This window comes from Halomonas sp. (assembly GCF_031581305.1).
GTDB lineage: Bacteria > Pseudomonadota > Gammaproteobacteria > Pseudomonadales > Halomonadaceae > Halomonas.
In genome coordinates, this window is the sequence record NZ_JAVLBC010000064.1 from 3,251 (window position 1) to 14,796 (window position 11,546).

An 11,546-nucleotide genomic window follows, 5' to 3' on the forward strand; every position below is an offset into this window, starting at 1 on the left:
CTTCATGTCGATGGCCGGCCGCACGTGGAGCACGCCGGCATCCACATGGCCGAACATGCCGTATTCCAGGCCACGGGCATCCAGGGCGGCGCGGAACTCGCTGATGAAGTCCGCCAGGTGCTCCGGTGGTACCGCAGTATCCTCCACGAAGGGGATGGGGCGTTTCTCGCCCCTGGCGTTGCCCAGCAGGCCCACGGCGCGCTTGCGCATGGCATAGACCTTCTGGATTTGCGGACGTCCCTCGGCCAGGGTAAAGCCCAGGCGCTGGACGCTGGCATCCGCCTCCAAGTGTGCGCAGAAGGCGTCGACGCGCTCTTGGAGTCGCTCGGGGTCGTCGTCGTTGAACTCCACCAGGTTGATGCCGCGCACCGGCGTCTCTCCGGCAGGGAAGAATGCCGCTACGCTGTTCCAGACGAAGTCCTCCATGGCCAACATCAGCACCTTGTCGTCCACCGTCTCGATGGAGGTAGGTTGCGCGAGGCTTGCCATCAGGGCCTTGGCGTCGCGCAGGGCATCCATGAAACCGGGATAGCGCACGTTGACCAGGGTGGCGTGCTTGGGGATGGGCAGCACGTTGAGCACCGCCTCGTTGAGCAAGCCCAGTGACCCTTCGGCGCCGCACAACAGGCTGTTCATGTCCAGACGCTCCTGGTCATCGCGCAGATGCGCCAGGTCGTAGCCGGTCAGGCAGCGGTTGAGGGGCGGGAACTTGGCCTCTATCAGTTCGCCCCGGGTATCGATGATCTCGCGGGCGGTGCGGTAGGCGCGGCCGGTGGCATCATCGCGGGCACACAGCGCCTCCAGTTCGCCGTCATCTACCGGGCGGCTCTCAAGGCGCTCGCCGCCCAGCAGCAGCACGTCGAGTTCGAGCACGTGGTTACGGGTCTTGCCGTACTCGCAGCTGCCCTGGCCGCTGGCGTCGGTTGCGATCATGCCGCCGATGGTGGCGCGATTGGAGGTGGAGAGATCCGGGGCGAAGAAAAGTCCAAAGGGCTTCAGCGCCGCATTGAGCTGGTCCTTGACCACGCCGGCCTGTACACGTACCCGGCGATTCTCCACGTCGATGTCGAGGATCGCGTTCATGTGCCGCGAGACGTCCACCACCAGGCCATCGGTGAGTGACTGGCCATTGGTGCCGGTACCGCCGCCACGGGGTGTCAGCACCACTTGGCGATGCGCCTCCTGGCCGGCCAGGTGGGCGATGCGCTGCAGGTCCGGGGCGCCCCTGGGATAGAGCACCGCCTGGGGCAGGCGCTGGTAGATGGAGTTGTCGGTGGCCAGCACCGTGCGTGCGGCGTAATCCGGGGCGATCTCACCTTCGAAACCGGCGGCCCTCAGGGCCTCGAGGAAACGCAGGTAGGGGGCGGCAAGGCTCGCGGTGTTGCCGGCGTCGGCGGTGTCCAGTCGTGCGATCATGGTGTCATGTTCAGTCTTGGCGCCACCACGGCATGGCCGGGCGGGGGGGAAAGGATACCCCTACTTTACCGCGAGAGGCCCATGTGCGCATCCCGGCGTGCCGGTCCCGCGTGGCACCCGTTCGGGCTTTTGCCTACAATGGGCGGTCTGATTCCAGCCGCCGCTTCCTCGCGGCCGATTCCCCAATCACCGACTGCAACGGACCGGATTCCATGCTCGATCCCAAACTGCTGCGCAGCGACCTCGACTCGGTCGCCCAACGACTGGCCAAGCGGGGCTATGCCCTCGACACCGACCGTCTCGAGGCGCTGGAGTCCCGGCGGCGCGAGCTGCAGGCCGAGACCGAGTCCCTGCAGAACGAGCGCAACACCCGCTCCAGGGCGATCGGCAAGGCCAAGGCTGCGGGTGATGACATCCAGCCGCTGCTTGATGAGGTATCTGACCTGGGCGACCGGCTCGATGCCGCCAAGACGCGCCTGGCCGAGGTGCAGGCCGACTGGGATGCGCTGGTCAGCGGCCTGCCCAACCTGCCCCACGACAGTGTGCCGGTGGGCGAAAGCGAGGCGGACAATGTCGAACTCCACCGCTGGGGTGCGCCGCGCGAGTTCGGCTTCGAGGTCCAGGACCATGTCGACCTGGGCGCGGTGAAGGGCGATCTGGACTTCGACCTGGCAGCCAAGCTGACCGGGGCGCGCTTCGCGGTGATGCGTGGTCCCATCGCACGGCTGCATCGGGCTCTGGCGCAGTTCATGCTCGACAAGCAGACCCTCGAGCATGGCTACGAGGAGTGCTATGTCCCCTACATGGTCAACGACGCCTCGCTGCATGGCACCGGCCAGCTCCCCAAGTTCGGTGAGGACCTGTTTCGCCTGGATGACGAGCGCGGCTACCACCTCATCCCTACCGCCGAGGTGCCGCTGACCAATTTCGCTCGTGATGAGATCCTCGACCACGAGGCGCTGCCGATGAAGCTGACCGCCCATACGCCGTGCTTTCGCAGTGAGGCGGGTTCCCACGGCCGCGATACCCGCGGCATGATTCGCCAGCACCAGTTCGACAAGGTCGAGATGGTGCAACTGGTGGAGCCGGAGAAGAGCTATGAGACGCTGGAGGAAATGCGCGGTCATGCCGAGGCGATCCTTCAGGCGCTCGAATTGCCGTATCGCGTGGTGACGCTCTGTACCGGTGATATGGGCTTCGGGGCGACCAAGACCTACGACCTGGAAGTCTGGCTGCCCAGCCAGGAGACCTACCGCGAGATCTCCTCGGTCTCCAACTGCGAGGACTTCCAGGCACGACGCATGCAGGCGCGCTTTCGTCAGCCCGAGCAGAAGAAGCCGCAGCTGCTGCATACCCTCAACGGCTCCGGTCTGGCGGTGGGTCGTTGTCTGATCGCGGTGATGGAGAACCACCAGAACGCAGACGGCTCGATCAGTGTGCCTGCAGTCCTGCGGTCCTACATGGGTGGGGTCGAAACCATTAACCTCTGATCCGGCTTCGTCGGGCCAGGAGCTTGAAGCTGTAAGAGCGCCGCTACGCGGCTGGAAGCTTGAAGAAAAACCGTGACCCTTTAGGCGCTGGACTTATGCCGCCTTCCAGCTTCCCGCTTACGGCGTTATTTTCCAGCTGACGCCGACCCCGGCCTCGATGGTGATGGTACCGGGACGGTACTCGGCCCGGGGCAGGCTCTCCCGGGCATCGGCACTCATGGCCATCATCCGCGGCTGGAAGAGCGGCGAGCGGGTCTCGCTCACGGCGATCACCTCACCCAGGCCGATGCCCAGTGTCTCGGCCATGAGGGTGGCCTTGTGGCGGGCCTTCTCCAGTGCCTTGATCAGCGCCTCGTCGGTAGCAGCGTCGCGGTCGGCGAGGTCATAGCTGACGCCGTCCAGGGCATCCACGCCGGCCTCGGTCAGGGCATCGAGCAGCACAGGCAACTGCTCGAGGTCATCGAGCTGGAGGCGAAGGGGCCGCTCGAGGCGGGTGCGAACCAGCGTCTCGTGTTTGCCCTCCGCGCGTCGTTCGCCCGGCAGGTGCTCGGGTTGCACGTTCAGGGAGCCGGCACGGATCGCCTGGCGCTCCAGCCCCGCCTCTTCCAGGGCGCGTATCAGGCCAGCGGATCGGGTTTCCAGCCTGTCGCGGGCCTTGCGCAGGGCATCCGGGTCGCTCGCGGATTCCTCACGCTGGGCGGTGGCCGGTGTGTGTTCCCACAGGCGGGCACTGAGTGTGGCACGATCCGGCACCACCTGCAGCTCGGCCTCGGCCTGGACCTCCAGGCGACGGGGCGTTTCCGCGGCGAGGGTGCGGGGAAGCATTGCCAGCGAGGCCACGACCATCAACGCGGTCAGAGCTGGCATTAGTAGCGGGCGGAACAGGCGGGGCATCGGCATGAATCTCTCCTTGTCGCATCGCGGATACGCCGGCTTCGAGCCCATGGCTCTGGAATGGTTCCCGTCCTTTGCAATTGCCGCCCACCCCGGCATCATGAGCAGACTTTCCATGGTCGTGAGTCCGGGCATGCCCCATCCCAAAGACGGTGAGCAGACTAATATTCCCCTCAACCTGACCCTGGCACTGGCCGCCCTGGTGGTGATCGTCGCGGGTATGCGGGCGGGCTCCAGCCTCCTGGTGCCGCTGCTGCTGGCGCTGTTCATCGCGGTCGTCTGCACGGCCCCCGTGCAGTGGCTGCATCGCCTCGGAATGAGCACGCGGCTGGCCGTGTGGCTGACGCTGGTGGTGATCGGCGGCTTCCTCTCCCTGCTTGGTCTGCTGGTGGTCAACAGCTTCGGCACCTTCGTCGATTCCCTGCCGGGCATCGAGGAGAAGCTCTACCAGTATTACCTGGGACTCCTCGACGGTCTGGCCGGGATGGGGCTCGCCATCGACACCAATCGGCTGGCTGACCTGTTGGAGGCCGAGCAGTTCGGCAACTGGATTCCGACGTTACTCGGCGAGGTGGGCAACCTGATGATGCAGAGCATCGTGGTGGCCCTGCTGGTGATGTTCCTGCTCTTCGAGACGCTCAATTTCCGCGACAAGGTCTCCCGTGCCCTGGTCAATCCGGCGCCCAGCCTGCGTCGCTTCAGCGAGTTCAGTCTCACCCTCAAGCGCTACCTCGCCGTGAAGACGCTGATCAGCCTGGCCACCGGTGCGCTGATATGGGTGGCCTGCAAGCTGGTGGGGGTGGAGTTTCCGCTGCTATGGGCGGTGCTGGCCTTTGCGCTGAACTATATTCCCAACATCGGCTCGGCCATCGCGGCACTGCCGCCGGTCATGCTGCTGCTGGTCTCGCCTGAGGGAGGCCTGTTCGATGCCCTGATGCTCGCCGCGGCCTATCTGGGGGTCAACTTCGTGATGGGCAATATCGTCGAGCCGCGGGTGATGGGCCGGGCCCTGGGGCTCTCGACCTTCGTGGCCTTCCTCTCGCTGGTGGTCTGGGGCTGGATCTTCGGGGCGGTGGGGATGCTGCTCTCCGTGGTGCTGACCATGACATTGAAGATTGCCCTGGACAGCCATCCCGAGACCCGCTGGATCGCTCATCTGTTGGGGCCGGGGGAGGGGGCATCGATCGAGAAGGCCGACCGCCCGATCTCGAAGCGCGACGAGGAGTAGGCGCAAGAAACGACATCGCCCCGGCCGGGGCCGGGGCGATAAGGGCGTCCGAGAGTCGTGCGACGCGATTAGGCGTTCTGGTCGATGAACTGGCTCAGCTGTGACTTCGACTGGGCACCGACCAGCGAGGCGACTTTGGTGCCGGACTTGAACATCATCACGGTCGGCACGCCGCGCACGCCCTGTTCGGCGGCGATCTCGGGAGCATCGTCAACGTTGATGCTGACGACCTTGAGGTTGCCGTTGCGCTCCTCGGCGACCTCGTCGACCACCGGTGCCATCACCTTGCAGGGACCACACCAGGGGGCCCAGAACTTGAGCAGGACCGGTGTCTCGGCCTTGAGGACTTCCTGCTCGAAGTTGGCATTGGTGACATCGACGTTATTGGCCATGTGATTCTCCAGTTTCGTTGCGCTGCATCGAGCGGATGGGGTGATATGCGGGGTATGCCAGGTTGGACGATGTTAGCGGTCGACCGAAGTGCTGGCAAATCCCCGCTGTGTGGCAGAGTGCGGGAAAGCGGTTGCACCTGCCCGGGTGAGTTATGCTATAAAGTGATCATTAATAATATTTTTATGTCTTTACGGTATTTTAAAGGCCCCATGATACGCACGGGAGGGCGGCCATGAAGCTTCAGCAGCTGCGTTACATCTGGGAGGTGTCGCGCCACAATCTCAACGTCTCGGCCACTGCCCAGAGCCTCTTTACCTCTCAGCCGGGCATCTCCAAGCAGATCCGCCTTCTCGAGGACGAGCTCGGTGTCGAGATCTTTGCCCGCAGCGGCAAGCACCTGACCCGCGTGACGCCCGCGGGGCAGGCGATCATCGAACTGGCCGGGCAGGTGCTGAGGCTTACCGAGAACATCAAGGAGGTCGCTCAGGAGCACAGCGACGAGCGTCGCGGCAGCCTGGCGATCGCTACCACCCACACTCAAGCACGCTATGCGCTACCGCCGGTGATCAGCGACTTCACCCAGAAGTATCCCGATGTGGCGTTGCACATGCAGCAGGGTACGCCCAAGCAGATCGCCCAGATGGTCAGCGATGGCCAGGCCGATTTCGCCATTGCCACCGAGTCTCTGGAGCTCTTCAACGACCTGGTGCTGCTGCCCTGCTATCGCTGGAATCGTTGTGTCCTGGTGCCCCAGGGACATCCCCTGGCCGAGATGGAGTCCCTGACGCTGGAGGCCCTGGCAGACTATCCGCTGGTCACCTATGTGTTCGGCTTCACCGGACGCTCACAGCTCGACGATGCCTTCCGTGCACAGGGCCTGACGCCCAATGTGGTGCTCACCGCGGCCGATGCCGATGTCATCAAGACCTATGTACGACTGGGGATGGGGGTAGGCATCGTCGCCCACATGGCCGTGGATGCCGAGCACGATACCGACCTGGTAGCGCTCGAGGCCGGTCACCTCTTCGCGAGTTCCACCACCAAGATCGGTATTCGTCGCGGCACTTTCATGCGCGGCTACATGTATGACTTCCTGGAAGGCTTTGCCAGCCACCTGACGCGGGACTTGGTCGACGCGGCCCTTGCCGCCGGCCCGCGTCACGAGGAGGCCCTCTTCAAGGATATCGAGCTGCCGTCGCGCTGAGCGAGGGCTCGTTTCCCTGTTCTTGCCTCTCTCCTGTCTGACGCGATCGTCAATGCTGGAGGTGCAGACCGCACTCGCGCTTCTCCTCCACCTTGGTGGGGTCGAAATAGTCGAAATTGTTGGGCAGATCGTGGGTCTGCAGGTAGTGGTAGAGCTCGCGTGCCGTCCAGTGCAGCAGGGGAGAGACCTTCAGCAGGCCGTCCCCGCTGTGGCTTACCGGTGTCATGCGGGCTCGTTCGGGCGTGTCCTCGGCTCGCAGGGCGGTGAACCAGACGTCCGGTGACATCTCGCGCAGGGCCCGCTCGAAGGGTTCGAGCTTCACCTCCTGGGTGAAGGCCGCGTGGCGTGGATCCTCGATCCCCGGGGCGGGGCCTTCCAGCGCTTCGCGATGGGCCCGCGAGCGTCGTGGCAGGTAGCTCACCAGGTTGAGGTTCAGGCGCTGGATCAGTTCGTCGGCGAACCGGTAGGTGGCCTTGGTATTGTAGCCATTGTCCATCCACACGACCGGGATATCCGGCTGCTGGCGCGTGACCATATGCAGGATCACGGCCTCGAAGGGGCGGAAGTTGGTCGTGCAGATCGGCCGTTGCCCCTGCTCCAGCGCCCAGCGGATCAGGACCTCGGGGTCGTTGCCGAGTTCCCGGTTGATGACATCGAGTTGCAGCTCCATGAGGGCTCCGGACAGGTGGTCTTGGGTTTGAAGTACCTTAGCAGAGCCGGTGTTTCCTTCCCCAATACCGATTCATTGGGTATCTATTCCTTTGCGAAGTAGAAGACCTGTTTTTTATTCCATCTTTTAGTCATGGCTGGCCGCCACCAGCGCCCGCATCAGGTGGCGGATCTTGTCCAGGGTCTCGGTGTACTCCTCCTCGCCCCGGGAGTCGGCGACCAGGCCACCTCCACCCCAGAGGTGCAGTTCTCCCCCCTCGGCCACCACGCTGCGAATGGCGATGGAGGTGTCCATATGGCCGCGTACGTCCACGTAGCCGAGACTGCCGCAGTAGGCGCTGCGACGGCTGGGTTCCAGTTCGTCGATGATCTGCATGGCCCGCACCTTGGGAGCGCCGGTAATGGAGCCACCGGGAAAGGCGGCAGCCAGCAGGTCCAGGGGCGAGCGTTCGGGCGCCAGCGCGCCGGTTACCACGCTGACCAGGTGATGCACGTTGGCATAGCTCTCCAGGCTGCAGAGCTGTGGTACCTTCACGCTGCCGGGCTGGCAGACCCGGCCCAGGTCGTTGCGCAGCAGGTCGACGATCATCACATTCTCGGCACGATCCTTGAGACTTGCGCCCAGCTCCCTGGCCAGCCACCGGTCCTCCTCGGGCGTCGCGCCGCGTGGTCGCGTGCCCTTGATCGGTCGGGTCTCTACCCGGCCGTCCCGGCAGAGCAGGAAGCGTTCCGGCGAGAGTGAGAGGATCGCCTTGTCATTCCAGGCCAGGTAGCCGGCGAAGGGGGTGGGCGTGGTGGCGCGCAGTCGACGGTAGGCCGCCCAGAGGTCGCCCTCGAAGGGGGCGCTGAAGCGCTGGGCCAGGTTGATCTGGTAGCAGTCGCCGGCGCGGATGTAGCACTGAACGGCGTCAAAGCGTGTCAGATAGTCGTCGCGACTGAGTTCGGCGGCGAAGGGGGCAGAGAGGCGGAAGCTCCCCTCTGGGCGCGTCGGCGTATCCAGCCACTCGCGTACCTGGCGACGTCGTGAGGCACTGCCCACCAGCCAGCTCTGCCGACAGTCGTGGTCCTGGATCAATGCCCAGTCATAGAGACCGACCCGGCTGGCCGGCAACTTGACCGCCTGCCGGGCCTGTCCGGTCACCGGCTCGAGTCGCTGCCCGAGGTCGTAGCTCCAGTAGCCGATCAGCCCGCCGAGAAACGGCAGCCGGCTGTCCGGCACATCGCCGGGTAGCCGTTCAAGCAGCGCCTGCTGGGCAGCGAAGGGGGCGAGGCCCGCCAGCGCGGGGTCGCCTTGCACCTGGCCGTCGGCATCGATTTCGAGCAGCGCGAGGGGATCGCAGCTGAGAATGTCGTAACGGCCCCCCGGCGCCATCGGGCGACCACTGTCGAGCAACACGGCGCCGGGCCTGTCGCGCAGCGCCGCGAAGTAGGCCAGCGGATCCTCGCAGTAGGGCAGGGGGACGATGTCGATCGAAGGTGTCATCACGTCGTCTACTCGATACGGGCGCTCCATTCTAGGTGTCGAGAGCCGACTTGTCCCTCCCGCTGCCTCCCCAATTGTCGCTCACGACCATTCACTCGCATGATCATTGTCGACATTGGTGGGCACCTGCCCCAGGTTGTTTACAACCAAAGGTTAAGCTCTTCCCTGTGTGGGCCTGTTGACCCCGGGGGAGGCAATGTCTACAGTTCGTCCATCACTTGATTGTCGACAATTGCCATGAACTCAGTCGCACCAAAACAGATTACTTCCCCCGAAGTCCGCACCCTGGCGGAACGCGTCTTCCAGCAGTTGCAGGATGCCATCGTCAGAGGCGAGCTGGCACCGGGCAGCAAGATAACCGAGCCGGGACTGTCCCGGGACTACGGGATCTCCCGTGGGCCGCTGAGAGAGGCCATGCGTCGCCTCGAGGCGCACCGTTTGATCGAACGGGTACCCCATGTCGGGGCCCGCGTGGTCAAGCTTTCCATGAAGGAGCTGCTTGAGCTATTTGATGTGCGTGAGGCCCTGGAGAGCATGGCCGCGCGGCTCGCCGCTGAACACATGACCGCCGGGGAGATCGCCGGGCTGCGTGAGGTGCTGGCCGTGCACGAGCGCCAGGCCGACCTGCGTCGCGGTGAGGCCTATTATCAGCGCGAGGGCGATCTGGACTTTCACTTCCGCATCGTCCAGGGCAGCCACAACAAGATGCTCACGGGCATGCTCTGCGATGACCTCTACTATCTGGTGCGGCTCTACCGTACACAGTTCAGTGCCAGCGGCTCGCGTCCCCAGCGCGCCTTCGTCGAACACCACCGCATCGTCGATGCCATCGAGGCCGGCGACGCCGAACTGGCGGAGCTGCTGATGCGGCGCCATGTCAGCGCCTCCCGGTCCAACGTCGTCGAGCGCTATGCGGCATCCCTAGAACTGCAGGACAGCGAGACGCCCGCCTGAGGCGCTCGAACAACTTACGGAGACCTCCCATGATGCAACCGACCCCCGGTGCGCGTTTCCGCGCCGCCCTCGAGGCCCATCGCCCGCTGCCCATCGTCGGCACCATCAATGCCTACACCGCCATGATGGCCGAGAAGGTGGGCCACCAGGCGATCTACCTCTCCGGTGGCGGCGTGGCCAATGCCTCTTTCGGCCTACCGGACCTCGGCATGACCACCATGAACGACGTGGTCGAGGATGCCCATCGTATCTGCGGTGCCACCGACCTGCCGCTGCTGGTGGACATCGACACCGGCTGGGGCGGGGCCTTCAATATTGCCCGCACCGTCAAGGAGATGCAGCGCGCCGGTGTGGCCGCCGTGCACCTCGAGGACCAGGTGGCCCAGAAGCGCTGTGGCCATCGTCCCAACAAGGCGATCGTCTCCCAGGAGGAGATGGTCGACCGCGTCAAGGCCGCGGCGGATGCGCGCCTCGATCCCGACTTCACCCTGATCGCGCGCACCGACGCCTTCCAGAAGGATGGTCTGGATGCCGCCATCGAGCGGGCCAACGCCTGCATCGAGGCCGGCGCCGATGCCATCTTCGCCGAGGCCGTGCACACCCTGGATGACTACAAGGCGTTCTGCGAGCGCGTCGATGCGCCGATCCTGGCCAACATCACGGAGTTTGGCGCTACCCCGCTGTTCACCCAGCAGGAGCTGGGCGAGGTGGGCTGCCGCATGGTGCTCTACCCGCTCTCCGCCTTCCGCGCCATGAATGCCGCCGCGCTCAAGGTCTACCGGAGCATTCACGACAACGGCCACCAGCGTGATGTCGTCGACATCATGCAGACCCGGGACGAGCTCTACGACTTCCTCAACTACCACGACTTCGAACGCAAGCTCGACGCGCTGTTCGCGGAGAAGGGCGGCGAGGCATAACGCTGCTGGACCGTCAATTCCGACAAGAAACGACTCACAAGGAGACACGACATGGCAGACAAACCCGTCAGCAGCAGCGGCCTGCGCGGCCAGAGTGCGGGGACCACGGCCCTGTGCACCGTCGGCAAGACCGGCTCGGGCCTGACCTATCGCGGCTTCGACGTCAAGGAGCTGGCCGAGAAGGCGCGCTTCGAGGAAGTGGCCTACCTGCTGCTCAAGGGCAAGTTACCCAACCAGGCCGAGCTCGATGCCTACATCACCAAGCTCAAGGGCCTACGCGGCCTGCCTGACGCGCTCAAGACCGTCCTCGAGCAGATTCCCAGGGATGCCCACCCCATGGACGTGATGCGCACCGGCGCCTCCATGCTGGGCAACCTGGAAACCGAGGAGAGCTTCGACCAGCAGCAGGATGTCTCCGATCGCCTGCTCGCCGTGCTGCCGTCGATCATCTGTTACTGGTATCGCTTCAGCCACGATGGCGTGCGCATCGAGACCGAGACCGACGACGAGTCGATCGGCGGTCACTTCCTGCACCTGCTGCGCGACGAGCCGGCCTCCGAGCTGCATGCCCGGGTGATGAACGTCTCGCTGATCCTCTATGCCGAGCACGAGTTCAACGCCTCGACCTTCACCGCCCGCGTCTGTGCCTCGACGCTTTCCGACATGCACTCCTGCGTGACCGGTGCCATCGGCTCGCTGCGCGGCCCGCTGCACGGCGGTGCCAACGAGGCGGCGATGGCGATGATCGAGGACTGGCAGTCCCCGGAGGAGGCCGAGCGCGAGATCATGGGCATGCTCGAGCGCAAGGACAAGATCATGGGCTTCGGCCATGCGATCTACCGCGAGTCCGACCCGCGCAACGCCATCATCAAGCACTGGTCCCAGAAGCTTGCCG

The 11,546-nt window shown here is 64.8% G+C and carries 10 protein-coding genes and 1 pseudogene; 6 read left to right on the forward strand and 5 right to left on the reverse strand.

What is annotated here, in order from left to right:
• Positions 1 to 1,416 (reverse strand): FAD-binding oxidoreductase (locus RI841_RS07275; RefSeq protein ID WP_310704928.1); only part of this gene is annotated, 1,416 nt, incomplete at its 3' end.
• Positions 1,417 to 1,628: 212 nt separating this feature from the next.
• Here RI841_RS07275 and serS point away from each other — a divergent pair.
• Complete coding sequence (serS, locus tag RI841_RS07280) at positions 1,629 to 2,906, forward strand: serine--tRNA ligase (protein WP_310704929.1); 1,278 nt, start codon at positions 1,629 to 1,631, stop codon at positions 2,904 to 2,906.
• A 117-nt stretch (positions 2,907 to 3,023) separates the two neighbouring features.
• On the opposite strand, the gene RI841_RS07285 is transcribed toward serS, so the two are convergent.
• Positions 3,024 to 3,806, reverse strand: a complete 783-nt coding sequence (locus RI841_RS07285) for an SIMPL domain-containing protein (RefSeq protein WP_310704930.1) — start codon at positions 3,804 to 3,806, stop codon at positions 3,024 to 3,026.
• Between the two features lie 127 nt (positions 3,807 to 3,933).
• Here RI841_RS07285 and RI841_RS07290 point away from each other — a divergent pair, with 127 nt between their 5' ends.
• Positions 3,934 to 5,028: an AI-2E family transporter gene (locus RI841_RS07290; RefSeq protein WP_310704931.1), complete on the forward strand. Its 1,095-nt coding sequence runs from the start codon at positions 3,934 to 3,936 to the stop codon at positions 5,026 to 5,028.
• Positions 5,029 to 5,096: 68 nt separating this feature from the next.
• Here the strand turns inward: RI841_RS07290 and trxA are convergent.
• Positions 5,097 to 5,468: pseudogene (trxA, locus tag RI841_RS07295) on the reverse strand (thioredoxin); the annotation flags it as partial.
• Between the two features lie 185 nt (positions 5,469 to 5,653).
• Between trxA and cysB the strand changes: the two are divergent.
• Positions 5,654 to 6,625 carry an HTH-type transcriptional regulator CysB gene (gene cysB / locus RI841_RS07300; protein ID WP_310704932.1) on the forward strand — a complete coding sequence of 324 codons (972 nt, stop codon included), beginning with the start codon at positions 5,654 to 5,656 and terminating at the stop codon, positions 6,623 to 6,625.
• A gap of 49 nt (positions 6,626 to 6,674) precedes the next feature.
• Here cysB and RI841_RS07305 read toward each other — a convergent pair whose 3' ends face one another.
• Both RI841_RS07305 and pabB read right to left on the reverse strand, forming a co-directional pair.
• A complete protein-coding gene (locus tag RI841_RS07305) occupies positions 6,675 to 7,295 on the reverse strand; it encodes a phosphoadenosine phosphosulfate reductase family protein (protein ID WP_310704933.1) in 621 nt (206 codons plus the stop codon).
• A 126-nt stretch (positions 7,296 to 7,421) separates the two neighbouring features.
• Positions 7,422 to 8,777 carry an aminodeoxychorismate synthase component I gene (pabB, locus tag RI841_RS07310; RefSeq protein WP_310704934.1) on the reverse strand — a complete coding sequence of 452 codons (1,356 nt, stop codon included), beginning with the start codon at positions 8,775 to 8,777 and terminating at the stop codon, positions 7,422 to 7,424.
• A 237-nt stretch (positions 8,778 to 9,014) separates the two neighbouring features.
• Here pabB and RI841_RS07315 point away from each other — a divergent pair, with 237 nt between their 5' ends.
• The 3 genes from RI841_RS07315 to RI841_RS07325 all read left to right on the forward strand — a co-directional run.
• Positions 9,015 to 9,731, forward strand: a complete 717-nt coding sequence (locus RI841_RS07315; RefSeq protein WP_310704935.1) for a GntR family transcriptional regulator — start codon at positions 9,015 to 9,017, stop codon at positions 9,729 to 9,731.
• Positions 9,732 to 9,760: 29 nt separating this feature from the next.
• Entirely contained in the window at positions 9,761 to 10,651 is an 891-nt protein-coding gene (gene prpB, locus RI841_RS07320; protein WP_310704936.1) for a methylisocitrate lyase, read from the forward strand.
• Between the two features lie 51 nt (positions 10,652 to 10,702).
• A partial coding sequence (locus RI841_RS07325; RefSeq protein ID WP_310704937.1) for a citrate/2-methylcitrate synthase occupies positions 10,703 to 11,546 on the forward strand: 844 nt, incomplete at its 3' end.

Excerpts from the sequence above, each read along its gene's own strand:
- serS (WP_310704929.1), top strand. The coding sequence starts at position 1,629 with ATGCTCGATCCCAAACTGCTGCGCAGCGACCTCGACTCGGTCGCCCAA.
- RI841_RS07285 (WP_310704930.1), bottom strand. The coding sequence starts at position 3,806 with ATGCCGATGCCCCGCCTGTTCCGCCCGCTACTAATGCCAGCTCTGACC.
- RI841_RS07290 (WP_310704931.1), top strand. The coding sequence starts at position 3,934 with ATGCCCCATCCCAAAGACGGTGAGCAGACTAATATTCCCCTCAACCTG.
- cysB (WP_310704932.1), top strand. The coding sequence starts at position 5,654 with ATGAAGCTTCAGCAGCTGCGTTACATCTGGGAGGTGTCGCGCCACAAT.
- RI841_RS07305 (WP_310704933.1), bottom strand. The coding sequence starts at position 7,295 with ATGGAGCTGCAACTCGATGTCATCAACCGGGAACTCGGCAACGACCCC.
- pabB (WP_310704934.1), bottom strand. The coding sequence starts at position 8,777 with ATGACACCTTCGATCGACATCGTCCCCCTGCCCTACTGCGAGGATCCG.
- RI841_RS07315 (WP_310704935.1), top strand. The coding sequence starts at position 9,015 with ATGAACTCAGTCGCACCAAAACAGATTACTTCCCCCGAAGTCCGCACC.
- prpB (WP_310704936.1), top strand. The coding sequence starts at position 9,761 with ATGATGCAACCGACCCCCGGTGCGCGTTTCCGCGCCGCCCTCGAGGCC.